This window comes from Fibrivirga algicola (assembly GCF_011742925.1).
Taxonomy (GTDB): Bacteria; Bacteroidota; Bacteroidia; order Cytophagales; family Spirosomataceae; genus Fibrella; species Fibrella algicola.
Genome location: NZ_WAEL01000006.1, coordinates 266,645 through 281,905, shown reverse-complemented (window position 1 = coordinate 281,905; position 15,261 = coordinate 266,645). Strand labels below are relative to the sequence as shown.

General features: G+C 50.5%; 14 protein-coding genes. 10 read left to right on the top strand and 4 right to left on the bottom strand.

Annotated features, from left to right (window positions below; genetic code table 11):
* Positions 1-9 precede the first annotated feature (9 nt).
* From nuoF to F7231_RS17415, 10 genes are all read left to right on the top strand, one after another.
* Positions 10-1,350, top strand: coding sequence for an NADH-quinone oxidoreductase subunit NuoF (nuoF, locus tag F7231_RS17460; RefSeq protein ID WP_085411811.1), 1,341 nt, complete (start codon positions 10-12; stop codon positions 1,348-1,350).
* 105 nt (positions 1,351-1,455) lie between these two features.
* Complete coding sequence (locus tag F7231_RS17455) at positions 1,456-3,030, top strand: glycosyltransferase family protein (RefSeq protein ID WP_166692866.1); 1,575 nt, start codon at positions 1,456-1,458, stop codon at positions 3,028-3,030.
* Positions 3,031-3,086: 56 nt separating this feature from the next.
* The gene (locus F7231_RS17450) at positions 3,087-4,730 is read left to right on the top strand and encodes a hypothetical protein (protein ID WP_166692865.1); all 1,644 of its coding nucleotides are present in this window, start codon (positions 3,087-3,089) and stop codon (positions 4,728-4,730) included.
* A 1-nt stretch (position 4,731) separates the two neighbouring features.
* Positions 4,732-5,472: a glycosyltransferase gene (locus F7231_RS17445; protein ID WP_310589343.1), complete on the top strand. Its 741-nt coding sequence runs from the start codon at positions 4,732-4,734 to the stop codon at positions 5,470-5,472.
* Positions 5,473-5,480: 8 nt separating this feature from the next.
* On the top strand, positions 5,481-6,485 hold the full coding sequence (locus F7231_RS17440; protein ID WP_166692864.1) for an STELLO glycosyltransferase family protein: 1,005 nt from the start codon (positions 5,481-5,483) through the stop codon (positions 6,483-6,485).
* Between the two features lie 112 nt (positions 6,486-6,597).
* Entirely contained in the window at positions 6,598-7,674 is a 1,077-nt protein-coding gene (locus F7231_RS17435) for an NADH-quinone oxidoreductase subunit G (protein WP_166692863.1), read from the top strand.
* 107 nt (positions 7,675-7,781) lie between these two features.
* Complete coding sequence (nuoH, locus tag F7231_RS17430; RefSeq protein WP_166692862.1) at positions 7,782-8,939, top strand: NADH-quinone oxidoreductase subunit NuoH; 1,158 nt, start codon at positions 7,782-7,784, stop codon at positions 8,937-8,939.
* A gap of 107 nt (positions 8,940-9,046) precedes the next feature.
* Entirely contained in the window at positions 9,047-9,607 is a 561-nt protein-coding gene (locus tag F7231_RS17425; protein ID WP_085411805.1) for a NuoI/complex I 23 kDa subunit family protein, read from the top strand.
* A 116-nt stretch (positions 9,608-9,723) separates the two neighbouring features.
* Positions 9,724-10,281, top strand: coding sequence for an NADH-quinone oxidoreductase subunit J family protein (locus F7231_RS17420; RefSeq protein ID WP_085411804.1), 558 nt, complete (start codon positions 9,724-9,726; stop codon positions 10,279-10,281).
* 208 nt (positions 10,282-10,489) lie between these two features.
* A complete protein-coding gene (locus F7231_RS17415; RefSeq protein WP_166692861.1) occupies positions 10,490-11,668 on the top strand; it encodes an acetyl-CoA C-acyltransferase in 1,179 nt (392 codons plus the stop codon).
* A gap of 111 nt (positions 11,669-11,779) precedes the next feature.
* On the opposite strand, the gene F7231_RS17410 is transcribed toward F7231_RS17415, so the two are convergent.
* The 4 genes from F7231_RS17410 to F7231_RS17395 form a co-directional block, all read right to left on the bottom strand.
* Positions 11,780-12,793 (bottom strand): aspartate-semialdehyde dehydrogenase, encoded by a 1,014-nt coding sequence (locus F7231_RS17410; protein WP_166692860.1) that lies wholly within the window; start codon positions 12,791-12,793, stop codon positions 11,780-11,782.
* 165 nt (positions 12,794-12,958) lie between these two features.
* Positions 12,959-13,675 (bottom strand): porin family protein, encoded by a 717-nt coding sequence (locus F7231_RS17405; RefSeq protein ID WP_085411801.1) that lies wholly within the window; start codon positions 13,673-13,675, stop codon positions 12,959-12,961.
* Between the two features lie 136 nt (positions 13,676-13,811).
* The gene (locus F7231_RS17400; RefSeq protein WP_085411800.1) at positions 13,812-14,543 is read right to left on the bottom strand and encodes a porin family protein; all 732 of its coding nucleotides are present in this window, start codon (positions 14,541-14,543) and stop codon (positions 13,812-13,814) included.
* A 78-nt stretch (positions 14,544-14,621) separates the two neighbouring features.
* Positions 14,622-15,212, bottom strand: a complete 591-nt coding sequence (locus F7231_RS17395; protein WP_166692859.1) for a 5-formyltetrahydrofolate cyclo-ligase — start codon at positions 15,210-15,212, stop codon at positions 14,622-14,624.
* Positions 15,213-15,261 lie beyond the last annotated feature (49 nt).

Sequence of the window (15,261 nt, the reverse complement as noted above, 5' to 3'; positions counted from 1 at the left end):
CCTTTCGTTATGGGTAAGAAGATATTAACCGAGCACATCAACGTACCTGGCATCGAAACATTCGATGTATACCGGAAGCAGGGTGGTTATACCGCCGTTGAAAAAGCGTTGAAAACCATGACGCCGGAAGGTGTTGTGGAAGAAGTGAAGAAAGCCGGTGTTCGTGGCCGTGGGGGCGCAGGTTTCCCAATGGGCATGAAATGGAGCTTCCTGGCCAAGCCAGAAGGCGTACCCCGTTACCTCGTTTGCAACGCCGACGAATCGGAGCCAGGTACGTTCAAGGACCATTACCTGATGAAGAACATTCCCCATCTGCTTATCGAGGGAATGATCGTTTCGTCGTTTGCGCTGGGCGCTAATACGTCATTTATTTACGTACGCGGTGAGCTGATGTACGTGATCCGGATTCTGGAGAAAGCAATTGCGGAAGCAAAAGCAGCCGGCTTTTTGGGTAAAAACATAATGGGCAGTGGTTACGATCTCGAGCTCGTTGTTCAACCGGGCGGAGGTGCGTACATCTGCGGTGAAGAAACAGCCCTGCTTGAATCACTGGAAGGAAAACGCGGTAACCCACGGAATAAGCCTCCCTTCCCGGCGGTGAAAGGGCTTTACCAGTGCCCAACGGTGGTTAACAACGTAGAGTCGATTGCTACCACCCCCTGGATCATCAACAACAGCGGCGACGCTTATGCGGGTATTGGCATTGGCCGCAGCACGGGTACCAAACTCATTTCGGCATCGGGCCACATCAAAAAGCCGGGCGTATACGAGATTGAGTTGGGAGTTCCTGTCGAAGAGTTTATCTACTCTGACGAATGGTGCGGGGGTATTCGTGACGGCCATCACCTGAAAGCACTCGTTGCCGGTGGCTCATCTGTACCCATTCTGCCTGCCGAACTGTCGTTGAAACTAGCCAATGGCGAGCCCCGCCTGATGAGCTACGAATCACTGTCGGAGGGTGGCTTCCAGACCGGCACGATGCTGGGGTCGGGTGGATTCATTGTGTTTGATGAAACATCCTGCATTGTTCGCAACACCTGGAACTTCAGCCGCTTTTATCACCACGAGTCATGCGGTCAGTGTAGCCCCTGCCGGGAAGGAACCGGCTGGATGGAGAAAGTACTGCACCGGATCGAGCATGGCCATGGCAGTATGCACGATATTGATCTGCTGGTCGATGTTGCCAAAAAGATCGAGGGTAATACCATTTGCCCATTGGGTGATGCCGCCGCCTGGCCTGTTGCCAGTGCAATCCGTCACTTCCGCGATGAGTTTGAATGGCATATCACCAATCCATTCGAGGCCACACAGCCAGGCGCTGTTTATCAGGGCCACATGGCGTTGGTGTAACCGATATGGTTGGGCCTCATCGCTAACATTTTCTTTGCCGGGGCAACTTACGTCTGTAAGTTGCCCCTTCTTTTTACAATACGTACCTGCTGGTTCAGTACACTAATGCATACGTCCCCACCTGCTTTCGTCACCTCAATCTATACTGCTGTTAAGAACAACGCGCACCAGATTGCGCTGTGGTTCAGCCTGATTTGCCTGGTTATTCTTCTGTTAATCAAATCGGCTTTTTCCATCAGTCGGCATCCCGACTTATCTGGGAGTGAACGAAGCACAACCTACGGTATACAGATTGTGGCAGATCGGATGCCGCTATTTGCCGAACCTTCGCAACCGCCCTATTTCATTGCCCAGTATTCCCCCGCCTATTATTTTCTGGTGGGTATCCCTTACCGCATCCTGGGCTGGGACCCCGCCGATATTTATCGAATTCAGTTGCTCAGCCGGATCACTTCATTTGGATTGGTCATGCTGGCTATGGCTATTGCTTTTTACACGGCCAGGCGGGTACTTGGCATCTCGACCACATTTGCTCTACTCATGGTCTGCAGCCTTTTTGCGCTGCTACAACAGTGGGTGCTCACCAATTCTCGGGTAGACAGCCTACTTTTTTTAAGCACCACCTGCTTTGTGTATGCCGGTCTGCGAGCTGCCAAAGAACCGACCGACTGGAACAGGTACGTTGTTCTGGCTGGTGTCTTCGCGATATGTGCCTTCTTTTCAAAGCAAAGCGGCATGATTCACAGTATTGTTATCATTGGCTTTCTAATTTACCAGCGCCGCTGGGCAACGCTGATAAAGCTACTTCCCATTATGGCGGCTGTCTTTGTAGTCCTTATGGGCTTGTTTAGCAGCTGGCAACCCCGGCTGTTCTTCTTAAACCTGTTTGGTAGCATTGCTGTGCCGATTATGCCGGGCTGGTTTTATGGCAATACATTCAAGTACATGATTCCAGCCTTTAGCCTGATGCTGATTACCAGCTTACTGATCGCTATCTCCTGGTTCGTGAAGGCCACTGATAACCGTAAAACATTTTTAGGCATAAGCACGCTGCTTTTCTTCGGGTTCTCATTCGGAACCACTTTCAAGTACGGAGCAGGCATCGGCTATTTTCATGAGTTTGGACTCGTTAGCCACCTGGTCATCGCCTGGTATTTCTACGACTACTTAGCCAGTCAACAGGTACGTCGTTTTTCATACTACGCCTTCCCGGCGTTGGTTATGGTAGGAATGCTCTACGTAACGAGTCTACAGATTGAGCATTACGTCACCACAAGTTTTCCTCAACTCACTAACGAGTACGTGCAACAGAAGCACGTCCAGCAATACGTTGACCCCCGCATCACGCGGCAAGACAAAGCACTAGTCATTCTGGGCCCAAACGCGCGGGGCTGGATGCTGCAACAGATGCTGTTCCGGAATCAACTGGCATACCAGGATGATGTAGTTCGATTACTATATGATGCTAAAACCTTAGATTACAGTTCGTTTGGTAAACTCGTGGCTCGTGGTGAAGTGAAGTACATCATCTTACCTGAACCAGGACCACTCTATCTGAATGCATTTGATTATACGTTCGATTCAGAGAAATATACGCTCGAAAAAGTGATCGACGGCTACCAGATTTATCGGCTTAAAACCCATACGGCCAGCACACTGGCCTCACCCGGACAATCATAATTTTCTGCCCAATAGTAGGAAACAACTAACTTGCGATTCCATTACCACTACCCATTATGCCTACTGGACGAATAAAGGATTTTGCGGGCGTCCTTTTTGTACTGCTAAGTAGCTTAGTGCTGACCTATAAAATGACCCAGCGTATCGACGTGGTTGCGACCGACGACGATGTGTATTTTCACAATGGGCTGGTGGCTACCTGGCAGCACTTGCCTCCCATTCAGATGGCTCCGCTGTTCAGTGCCTGGTATGTGTTCATCCACCATTTCACAGGCGATGTGATTGATACGTATTACGTCAGTTGCACATTGCTGTCTATTTTACCCGGTCTGGCCTTTTACTGGTTGTTACGTAGCCTGAGCGTGAGCGTGCTAATCAGCGCGGCACTCTCCATCTGCTTTCTGTTCTCTCAGCTCAACCTGCCGCTACAACCTAAGGTGTCGGTATTTACCATGCTTTTTCTGATGGGGGGGCTTATTGCAGCCAACTACCAGAAAAAGCCGGTGGGAAAACTGACCGTCGCCGCCGTAAGTTCACTGCTGGCCGCTTATGGACGGCCCGAATTCTTTCTGTCCTTTCTACTGCTCTGTGGCATCGCCCTGGCTTATTTTGCCTGGCAGCGTCGGCAGACCTATCAACCATTGCCTTACTCCTTAATTGGGGTGATGGGAACGGCGGCTTTGCTCGTACTGGCTTTTGGTTCACCCCTGGCTGGCGGGCGAAGTATCATTGCCTTTGGCCAGCATTTTGCACTGAACTATTCGGTCTGGCATCCTGAAATCCCAGCCTCACCCTGGATGCACTCAGGTACGTTCATTAAACATGGATTTGGGCGCGAGGTAACTTCTCTAGCTGACGCGTTTTTCCTGAACCCACCCCTTTTTCTACGGCATTTGGGCGCCAATCTGGTTAATTTGCTGACCACCACCGGTAAGAACCTGTTCGATATGCTAGTGACCCCCTGGCTGTCGAGGCTTGTATTTCCCGGTCGGCGCTACCTGTTGCTGTTCATGGCCTTAGCCGTACTTGGCCTCACTGATTGGCCACAGACAATCCGCACTTTCTGGCGCACGTTGAAGCAGCACGGCTGGTACTGGCTATGCGTAGTGGTTATGTTGGTATCTACCTATATATCCTGCATTCTTATTTATCCGCGCGAGCATTACGTCCTGTTTCAGATCATGCTCTACATCAGCTTGGTTGGTCTGTTCTTGCAGTCGGTTAAGTTCCGCAACGTACCTATCCTGACTAGCTTACCAACGCCTGTTGGTTTTGCGTCTTTTGGGTTGTTGCTAGCAGTTTTTTTGTTGCCACACTGGCAGACCGCCAACCGGCCCCAACCAACTCCAACGGTTGATTTACTGCGTTTTTTGCAGAAAATACCTGTGAAAGGCCCTGTAAGTATGACTGGAAATGCCCCGCTAATGTATGACCTTTACCTGGGCGACAACTGGCAGTTCTGGTACCTTGAACGGTATCACCCTAAGGACATGCAACAGTTTTTTGGCCAGTTCAAGATTAATTGCATTCATGTGAGGCCCGAGATGCTGGAAATATATAAGAACGACCCCTATTTTAACCGCCTCATTGCCGATCCCGCTGCTTTAGACTTCGTTCGGTATACTAGTAGTAAGCCCGACCAGTATGTGCTGGTTCAGAACCAACTACCATCAGTAGTACATACCCCCCATCCTCACTGACGTGCTTTTTTACGAAAATAACTTCGCTATTGTCACCCCAATGGCGAATGAAGAAAAAGAATTTGCTGAGTATACCACCGCACTGGCTACCGAATTGGACAAGCTACAGTGCGGTTGCGTTTACATGGTTATCGACGGCGTTACCAAAGACAGTACACTCGAACTAGCCAGGGCATTATCAGCGCGCGATAAACGGTTCATCACGATCTGGGCCCCGGAAAATCGGAATATTGTTGATGCCTATCTGCGTGGATACCGGGAAGCCCTCAAGAATGGACACGATATCATTATTGAGATGGATGCGGGCCTTTCGCACGACCCGAGGGCCATTCCTATGTTTCTGCGCGTGTTGAACGAAGGCAATGAATGTGCTTTTGGCAGCCGATTTATAAATGGAGGCTCTATTTATAAATCGAATTTCAAGCGCACCTTCCTGTCGAAAATTGGTACGTACATGTCGAACATCCTGCTGGGTAGCAATATGCACGACATGACATCCGGCTTTCAGGGTTTCCATGCCAGCACCGTAGCCGAGTTTACAGCGTATCCCCTAAAATCGACCGCTCACTTTTATCAAACAGAACTACGCTACTTGTTGCGCAAAAAACGGTTCGCCGAAATTCCGATTCATTACCGGGCCCCTTCGCCAAGCGTATCTGATAAAGCCATTAAGAATTCTCTCTCAACGCTGTGGTATTACTTTAAGCTGCGCCTCTCAGGGAAACCAGCACTGATTGAGTAAGTTGACATATGAACAATAATACATTTTTAGTCATTACCTCCATTTCGGCGCCCAATGCCGTCTTAACCGACTGTGCTGACCAATCAGTAGCCCACGGCGTACATTTCGTGGTAATGGGCGACACCAAGTCACCCGCTCAGTTCGACCTGGCCGGCTGCGATTTCTGGGATATAGACCGTCAGTTAGGATTACCCTTCGCACTGGTTAAAGACCTTCCGACGCGTCATTACGGTCGGAAAAATCTGGGGTATCTCGTGGCTATGCAACAGGGGGCGCAGGTTATTCTGGAAACAGACGATGACAACTACCCGCGTGCCCCTTTTTGGGAAGAGCGGCAACGTACCCAGCCAGCGCATAACCTGACGAATACAGGTTGGACGAACGTATACAAGTACTTCACAGACAAGCATATCTGGCCACGCGGATATGCTCTCGAACACCTGCACGACCCGCTTCCCGAATTGCCCGGCACCACTGACGTGCTCTGTCCGATTCAGCAGGGATTAGCCGACGAAAATCCCGATGTAGACGCCATTTACCGACTTACCCTACCCCTGCCCGTTTCGTTCGAGAAGCGCGACAGCGTAGCCCTGGGCAACGGTGCCTGGTGCGCCTTCAACAGCCAAAACACAACCTGGTTTCCGGAAGCATTCCCCCTGCTGTACCTGCCTTCGCATTGCAGCTTCCGCATGACCGATATCTGGCGTAGCTATGTGGCACAGCGCGTGGCCTGGACCTGCGGCTGGAGCATCCTGTTTCATAACGCTACCGTATGGCAGGAGCGCAATGAGCATAACCTGATGCGCGATTTTGAAGACGAAGTAAGTGGGTACACACAAAACCTGCAGATTTGCCGCGATCTGGCCGACCTCGATTTACCCGCTGGCGTAGAACACATTCACGATAACCTGCTCAAGTGCTACCAGTTACTGACCGAGAAAAACTATGTGGGCAAAGCCGAAATGCCCTTAGTAGAAGCTTGGGTATCCGACCTTCGAAAATTGGGTTTCTGACGGTCGAATAGTTATTTTTGCAATAAAGAAAAGTCGTTCGATAGGTTAGGCAACTAATTTATCGTTATACATATTAGCTACCCCTTTTGGGCAAGCGAACTGCCTTCATAACATGGTTGATAATCAAGTCCAGTTAGTTAAAGTAACCGTCGACGGCATCGAGGTCGAAGTTGAGCCGGGAACAACTATTCTTCAGGCAGCCCGTAAAATTGGTCCCGAAGTGGCACCACCGGCCATGTGCTACTATGAGCCATTGAAGGGTAGCGGCGGTAAGTGCCGGGCCTGTCTGGTTCGGGTAGCGGCCGGGTCGGCGAAAGACCCACGCCCGATGCCCAAACTGGTGGCTTCGTGCATTACGCCCGTTCAGGACGGCATGGTGGTCGAGAACTTCTCGAACCCGGCGGTACTGGAAGCCCGAAAAGGCGTTGTTGAATTCCTGCTCATCAACCACCCGCTCGACTGCCCGGTTTGTGACCAGGCTGGCGAGTGCGATCTGCAGAACTTCGCCTTCGATCACGGCGCGGCGCAAACCCGCTATGAAGAGGAGCGGCGCACGTTCGAGAAGAAGGATATAGGTCCGTTCATTCAGCTGCACATGACGCGTTGCATTCTGTGCTACCGTTGCGTGTACACCGCGGATCAGATCACCGAAAAACGTGTGCACGGCGTACTGAACCGGGGCGATGCGTCGGAGATAGGTACGTATATCGAAAAAGCAATTGATAACGACTTCTCTGGCAACGTGATCGACGTGTGTCCGGTAGGAGCCCTGACTGACAAAACGTATCGCTTCAAAAACCGGGTGTGGTTCACCAAACCTGTTGATGCGCACCGCGACTGCCCGACCTGCTCGGGTAAGGTGTCGCTCTGGTACCGTGGTAGCGAGGTGATCCGGGTAACAGCGCGCAAAAACGAGTGGGGCGAAGTGAAGGAGTTCATTTGCAACACCTGCCGTTTCGACAAGAAAGACACAGCTGACTGGGTTATCGAAGGACCAACGAAGATTTCGCGGGCGTCTGTTATTTCGGCCAACAAGTACCGCAAAGACCTGACATTGCCCTCTTTTGGCGCCAAGTTGGCCGCTGCTGAGTATAAGCCCATCGACGATGCGCGCGACACGTCGCAACTGGGTATTCAGCAATTACCCCCCGAGCGTTTCGCCAAAACACTTCCTTCGGCTAAAGAATAGTTTACCGTCTTTTGTTTACTGTTTCTGTTGTTTCGCCAATCAGGCATTTCTTGACCGGTGGGGAAGGAACCGACAGCAGAACATAGAGGACTTTTCAACAGTAGTTTATGGATCTTACCGTTCTCATTATCAAATCACTCGTGATCCTGGCCATTTTTGGGATTACGCTGCTGATTGCCACTTATTCGACCTATGCTGAGCGTAAGGTCGCGGCTTTTTTGCAGGACCGTATCGGTCCAAACCGGGCAGGTCCATTGGGTTTGCTACAGCCCATTGCTGATGCGGGTAAAATGTTTTTTAAAGAAGACTTCATTCCGTCTCAGGCCAGCAAATGGTTGTTTATTCTTGGTCCCTGTCTGGCTATGCTGACAGCGCTGATGTCGAGCGCGGTAATTCCGTTCGGGGATAGCATTCGTTACGAGAATTTCGAGGTATCTGTGCAGGGACTCGATGTGAACGTGGGCATCCTATACGTGTTCGGCGTGGTTTCGCTGGGCGTATATGGTATCATGATTGGTGGCTGGGCTTCGAACAACAAATTCTCTCTGCTCGGCGCTATCCGGGCGGCCTCGCAGAACATCAGCTATGAAGTAGCCCTCGGCTTATCGATCATCGCTATCCTGATGATGACCGGCTCACTGTCGTTGCGTACCATTGTCAACGAGCAGGCTAATGTCTGGGAGTGGAATATTTTTACGCAGCCTCTTGGCTTTATCATCTTCCTGACCTGCGCCTTTGCTGAGTGTAACCGTACCCCCTTCGATCTACCCGAGTGTGAAACAGAACTCGTTGGTGGCTATCACACGGAATACAGCTCGATGAAACTGGGTTTTTACCTCTTCTCAGAGTACATCAACATGTTTACTTCTTCGGCGGTAATCTCAACGCTGTACTTTGGTGGATTCCATTATCCCTTCATGACCCAAGTTCACGATGCGCTGGTAGGTTCACTGGGCAACGTAGCTGGACACAACGTGGCAACGCTGATTGGAACGGTAGTGCTGTTCGGCAAAATATTCTTCTTCATCTTCTTCTTCATGTGGGTACGTTGGACACTTCCACGATTCCGCTACGACCAGTTGATGAACCTGGGCTGGAAAACGCTGATTCCGTTGTCGATCCTGAACGTCATTCTGACCGGTGCTGGTTTGCTTTATAACTTCAAGTATGCCACCTGGCTGATTGTACTTGGTATGGTTATTTTGGCAGCCACCAACGCAGTGAAAGCCCCCCGACGCAAAGCAGTAGCGATACCACAAGTTTAAGTTCAATACGTTTACTGTCTTCCGTCTTCTGTTGCTCCGCCCGGCTACAGTATCCATCCGGGCAGCGCAACGGAAGGCAGAAGGCAGAAGACAGTAAACATAGTAACATGTTAACGAACCGATCAAAACAGGTCAGTAATAAAGAGATGACGATGGCCGAGCGGATGTATCTGCCTGCCATCTTTGGTGGACTGGCCATTACGATCCGCCACTTCTTCATGAAGAAGGCAACCATTCAGTATCCTGAGGTGAAGCGGTACCTTGGCCCGGTATTCCGGGGGCATCACGTCCTGAAGCGCGATGAGCAAGGTCGCGAGCGTTGCACTGCCTGCGGACTGTGTGCGGTTGCCTGCCCGGCTGAAGCTATTTCAATGGTGGCTGCCGAGCGTAAAAAGGGCGAAGAGACACTTTATCGCGAAGAGAAATACGCTGCCGTGTACGAGATCAATATGCTGCGTTGCATTTTCTGTGGTCTGTGCGAAGAAGCCTGCCCAAAACAGGCTGTTTATCTTCGCCACGACCGTATGGTGCCTGTAGTAACCAGCCGGGATGGTGTAATTTATGGCAAGGATAAGCTCGTGGAAAAACTTGACGACAGGTACGTTCGGAATAACCCGGATGTAAAAGCAACGCCAACGGAACCTACACTTTCACGGTCAGTAGCGTAATCACACGGCTGTAGTTTATCGTCTATGTTGTTGTAATTGCTTTGCTGACTCAAGAAATCGATGAGCTGGCAGCACAACAACGTGGACGATACCCCACAAACCATATACAGAAACACATGAATCAACTCGACTCGTTTATTAGCCACCTTAAAAGCCTGACTACCGCTGGTTACCTGTTCTACGGGCTTGGCTTTATTACGTTGCTAAGTGCCATAACGGTTGTTACAGCCCGGAACCCAATCCATAGCGTACTAGCCCTGATTTTTACTTTTTTCTGTCTTACAGGGCATTACATGCTCTTGAACGCACAGTTTCTGGCCATTGTGAACATCATCGTCTACGCAGGTGCTATTATGGTACTTTTCCTGTTCGCAATCATGTTCCTGAATCTGAAGCAGGATGATGAAGAGTCTAAAGTAACCCTAACCAAAACGGCTGCTGTTATTGTAGGTGGTGTGCTGATGGTGCTGTTACTTTCTATTTTCAACGCTGCTCCTGTAGGTACGTTTAACCCAAGTACATATGACTCGCAGACGGGCTTGGTTGAACGGCTGGGTATCGTTCTATATAGCGACTATATTCTGCCCTTCGAGTTAGCGTCTGTCCTGTTCCTGATTGCAATGGTTGGTGCTGTTATGCTCGGCAAACGTGAAGCTGGCGACCCTCATTTCTGACCCTTCCCTGTTCAGTCTACAGGCCTATTTTTGCAGAGCCGCTCTGACCAGAGCGGCTTTTTTTGGGTCCCCTTATTAGATAGTATGCGTGCATACTATTTTTTATATCTTTGTACTATTCCGAATCAACTTTTGTTAACCAGTAAAGGCGTCTGCTGTCTCTCCAGACTTGCAGCGTCGATAAATTAGAACCATCAAACGCCTTTCTATGGACGCATATATTGTTGCTGGTTTTCGTAGCCCCGTCGGTAAAGCGCCGCGCGGTGGTCTGCGCCTGACCCGCCCCGACGATTTGGCCGCCGAGGTGATTAAGCACATGCTGGCGCAGGTACCGAACCTTGACCCAGCCCGTGTTGAAGACCTGATTGTGGGTAATGCCGTACCAGAAGCCGAGCAAGGCATGCAGATTTCGCGTTACATCGCGCTATTATCTTTGCCCAGCAGCGTACCCGGCATGACAATTAATCGGTATTGCGGTTCCGGCCTGGAAGCGATAGCTATTGCTTCAGCCAAAATTCACGCCGGGATGGCCGATTGTATCATTGCCGGTGGTACCGAATCGATGTCGATGGTACCGGTGATGGGCTGGAAAACTGCCTTGAACTACGACATTGCCAAGTCGAATCCTGATTACTACATCGGCATGGGGCTGACCGCTGAGCAGGTAGCCGACCAGTTTAAAATCAGCCGCGATGCACAGGATGAGTTTGCACTCGAGTCGCACAAGCGGGCACTGGCCGCACAGGCAGCTGGTAAGTTCACCGACGAGATTGTACCGATTGCCGTGAAGGAAACTTATTTCGATGAGGCGAGCGGAAAGAAGAAGACGCGTGAGTGGACTGTATCGCAGGATGAGGGGCCACGTAAGGACACCAGTGCAGAAGGATTGGCTAAACTACGCCCCGTTTTCGCGGCAGGTGGTTCAGTAACTGCCGGTAACTCGTCGCAGACATCTGACGGAGCGGCTTTCGTGATTGTGATGTCAGAGCGCCTTGTCAATGAATTGAATCTGAAGCCAATTGCCCGGATGATGTCATACGCCTCGGCTGGTGTTGAGCCACGCATCATGGGTATCGGTCCGGTTGCGGCCATCCCTATTGCCTTGCAGAAAGCGGGACTTAAGCAGGATGATATCGATCAGATTGAACTGAATGAAGCGTTTGCGGCTCAATCGCTGGCCGTTATCCAGGAACTGGGGCTCGACAAGAACAAGATCAATCACAATGGTGGCGCCATTGCATTGGGACATGCACTTGGCTCAACCGGTGCCCGTTTGTCGGTTCAATTGCTGAATGAGATGCGTCGCCGCGACGAGAAATACGGCATGGTGTCGGCCTGCGTCGGTGGCGGACAAGGTGTGGCCGGAATTTTCGAGCGGCTGAATTGATAAGCAGAAAAGAGGTTTAAACACAGAGCCGCCGAGAACACAGAGTTTCTTTTTCTACTGAAGAAATAACTCTGTGTTCTCGGCGGCTCTGTGTTTAAACCTCTTTTTGATCTACGCTACGGTTGCGCTTTCGCCAACCAGCTCGTGTTTGAGCAGGTATTCGGCAATCTGCACAGCGTTGGTAGCGGCCCCTTTCCGGAGGTTATCAGCTACAATCCAAAGATTCAATGTATTGTCCTGGCTTTCATCACGACGGATCCGGCCAACGAATACTTCATCTTTACCATGAGCCGTCAACGGCATTGGGTAAATCTTGTTGGCAGGATCATCCTGAACAATTACGCCTTCGGCCTGGCTCAGCAACTCAGTTACTTCTTTCAAATCGAAGTCATTTTCGAACTCGATGTTAACGGCCTCTGAGTGGCCGCCGATGGTTGGAATACGAACCGTAGTAGCCGTAACCCGGATCGAGTCGTCGCCCATGATTTTGGTCGTTTCCTTCACCATCTTCATTTCTTCTTTCGTGTATCCGTTATCGAGGAACACGTCGATATGAGGCAACACGTTCAGGTCAATCGGGTGCGGGTACACTTTAGCTACTGAGTCATCTCCGTTGCGCTCGGCAAAAAGCTGATCAACCGCCGCTTTCCCGGTACCGGTCACAGACTGGTAGGTCGATACGACCACGCGCTTGATTTTGTATTTCTCGTGCAGTGGTTTCAGCACTACCACCATCTGAATGGTTGAACAGTTGGGGTTAGCAATGATCTTATCGGTAACGGTCAACGTATCGGCATTTACTTCGGGGACCACCAGTTTCTTGGTAGGGTCCATACGCCAGGCCGACGAGTTGTCGATCACCGTAATGCCCGCTTCGGCAAAGCGTGGAGCCAGTTCGAGCGAAGTACTACCACCAGCCGAGAAGATGGCAATCGCGGGTTTGCGGGCGATGGCCTCATCGTAGCCGACCACCGTCACGGGTTTACCCTTGAACATCACCTGTTTACCAACCGAGCGCTCAGAAGCGACCGGAATGAGTTCGGTGACCGGGAAATTCCGTTCGGCCAGTACCTTCAGCATCTCGCCACCGACTAAGCCCGTGGCCCCAACGACTGCGATTTTCATAGAAATTTTGAGGTTTTATTGAAAAATTGACCGCAAAAGTACGGCATATTTTTGATAGAAGTCGGCTCAAGGGGTTAAAAACAACGTACCCATTGTAGACAGACAAGCTTTTTCGAAACTAGGTCTATCTGCAATGGGTACGTTCGTTCAACGGCTGGCTTCTTTTCAGTTTCCTGTACCAAAAAAGTAACCAAGTGTGAGGCCAAACGACCGGATTTTGGCGGTCCCGGCCGCAGAAAGCGACGATGGATTGAAGTCAGGATCAGTCGGATCCGGGCTTTGCGTCGTATTGGCAGATGAAGCCATATCGGCAAATCCATGCGAGTAATAAGCTGATACACTCAGGCCAGAGGGCATTTCGTAACCAACTGACAGCGCCGCGCCGTAGTCGAATCGTTTGCTGCCAGCCTCGAATGGAGTTGACTTACCATCCACAGCGGCACTCAATGCATAACCGACGTAAGGACCGGCTCCCAGCACAACTCGACCTGCTCCTGCGTCGAGGCCATACATAGCCTGTATGGGTAGCTCGATAAAGTTGGTGGCTACTTTGATCTCGGGTATGCTACCCAGCAAGCCGCCTAGCCCGCCAAGGCTACTGAACAAGCTGTTGAAATCGAGTTTATAGCCCTTTGTTGAGTAAAGTAATTGGGGGCGGATCGATAATTGATCAGTTACAGGTACGTCGGCCATGAGACCCGCCCGGTAGCCTATCGATGATTTAAAAACCGAACCTGGGTCGATACCACCTGTCGCGGCGGTATTAACATTGAGCGACAAGTTAGACGATTGGATACTGCCTTGAACACCGTATAACACCTGACCAAGACAGGTTGAGGATACCGAAATCAACACAGCAGAAACAAAATAAACAATTTTCATATAAGGTAGTGTATGTGTTTGGTTACGCGAATCAAACAAGTAATTACTAACAACACAACACCGCTCACTATATATTATACACAGTATTAACTACGCATATCTATCACTCTCATTCGGGAGTAGTACTCATCTTTTCTTAGAAAAAATAACCTACCGTGATCCCATAACTCCGGTTGCGCAGGGTGCCACCAAATGCCGATGGGTCGAGCGATGCGGTTGGGTTGGATGGGTTAAGTGAAGAGAGGTTAGGCGTTGAGTTTCTCGAGAAATTCGTTAACCCGTGCGCGTAATAGCCCGAGAGCGATAGGCCATTGGGCCAGTCATAACCAAGTGATGCCGTAGCACCCAGGTCATGCTTGCGAAAACTGCTGGTATCGAAATTGATCGGCGCCCCGTTAATGCTACCGCCAATCGCTACAGCCGCGTATGGTCCGGCACCCACCACGAGATGCCCTGGCCCGGTCGCCAATTGATAGAGCAACACGACAGGCAGTTCAACATAGTTGACAACAACTTTTGAGATCGGGTTATCAATTATGAACGGAGTACCGGTCACGCCAAAACGGCTAAGCACATTGCCGACAAACGTTTTCACGTCGACATCTCCCCCTTTGACTGAGTAAAGCAATTGTGGCCGAACAGACAAACGACTGGTAATTGGACAATCAGCCATGATACCCGCCCGGAAGCCGATACGTTGATTGATTGGTACAGCCAATGTGCCCAGCGATGGTCCAAATGACGTAAAATCAACGACTGAGGAAACATTGGCCCCCTGGATACTACCCTGAATTCCGTAACGTACCTGCCCGTTGGTGCTGGTAACACACAAGCAAAAAATAGCTATTGCAAGACAAATGCGAATCATACGGTTTGGAAGCGCTGGTTTAGAGCAACAAAGCAACGGAAGAACTTACGAGCCGACAACTCATTCAACCGGTTCTTTTCAGGAAAACCAGCAGACGGCTGTAGGCATAACGCAGCCAGTCAATGGAATATCGGTGTTATCAACTGCTTCAATCCAGTCTACCGGATCGAAAAAAGACAAGCCTATTTTGAGGCAGTCAGCGCTGGTTCCAGCCAGGAACCGATCATAATAGCCACCACCGTAGCCTACACGATGCCCGTTTCTATCAAAGGCGAGCAAAGGGACCAGTACCAGATCGGGCGTGCCTGTTACAGGCGTGAACGTATCCGAGGGCTCAGGAATACCCCATTTGTTCTCGATCAGGCCAGTAGTTGATGTAAGCTGGAAATGCTGCAACGTACGGGTGGCAGGCTCTGTTACCGACGCCCAGATCGTTATGCCAGGGTAATCGCGCCAAAGACGGTGAATAAGTGGCCAGGTGCTTAGCTCGTTCTGCCGTTTAATGGGCAAAAATGTATGAACAACGGCGCCATCTTTAGCTAAACAAGTTTGAATACGTGCATCGGCAAAAAAGCGGTCGGCCACCTGCTCACTTACACGCTGCAATTCGTCGGCTGATAGCGCAGCACGCCTGGCTTTGTAAGTGGTACGAAGTTCGTCCTTAACCATAAACCGTTTTTGATGACTGTCGTTACGCTTCCCGGCTACAGATTGGTTA

Excerpts from the sequence above, each read along its gene's own strand:
- F7231_RS17420 (WP_085411804.1), top strand. The coding sequence starts at position 9,724 with ATGAATCAACTCGACTCGTTTATTAGCCACCTTAAAAGCCTGACTACC.
- F7231_RS17415 (WP_166692861.1), top strand. The coding sequence starts at position 10,490 with ATGGACGCATATATTGTTGCTGGTTTTCGTAGCCCCGTCGGTAAAGCG.
- nuoH (WP_166692862.1), top strand. The coding sequence starts at position 7,782 with ATGGATCTTACCGTTCTCATTATCAAATCACTCGTGATCCTGGCCATT.
- F7231_RS17395 (WP_166692859.1), bottom strand. The coding sequence starts at position 15,212 with ATGGTTAAGGACGAACTTCGTACCACTTACAAAGCCAGGCGTGCTGCG.
- F7231_RS17440 (WP_166692864.1), top strand. The coding sequence starts at position 5,481 with ATGAACAATAATACATTTTTAGTCATTACCTCCATTTCGGCGCCCAAT.
- F7231_RS17410 (WP_166692860.1), bottom strand. The coding sequence starts at position 12,793 with ATGAAAATCGCAGTCGTTGGGGCCACGGGCTTAGTCGGTGGCGAGATG.
- F7231_RS17425 (WP_085411805.1), top strand. The coding sequence starts at position 9,047 with ATGTTAACGAACCGATCAAAACAGGTCAGTAATAAAGAGATGACGATG.
- F7231_RS17405 (WP_085411801.1), bottom strand. The coding sequence starts at position 13,675 with ATGAAAATTGTTTATTTTGTTTCTGCTGTGTTGATTTCGGTATCCTCA.
- F7231_RS17400 (WP_085411800.1), bottom strand. The coding sequence starts at position 14,543 with ATGATTCGCATTTGTCTTGCAATAGCTATTTTTTGCTTGTGTGTTACC.
- F7231_RS17435 (WP_166692863.1), top strand. The coding sequence starts at position 6,598 with ATGGTTGATAATCAAGTCCAGTTAGTTAAAGTAACCGTCGACGGCATC.
- F7231_RS17455 (WP_166692866.1), top strand. The coding sequence starts at position 1,456 with ATGCATACGTCCCCACCTGCTTTCGTCACCTCAATCTATACTGCTGTT.
- nuoF (WP_085411811.1), top strand. The coding sequence starts at position 10 with ATGGGTAAGAAGATATTAACCGAGCACATCAACGTACCTGGCATCGAA.
- F7231_RS17450 (WP_166692865.1), top strand. The coding sequence starts at position 3,087 with ATGCCTACTGGACGAATAAAGGATTTTGCGGGCGTCCTTTTTGTACTG.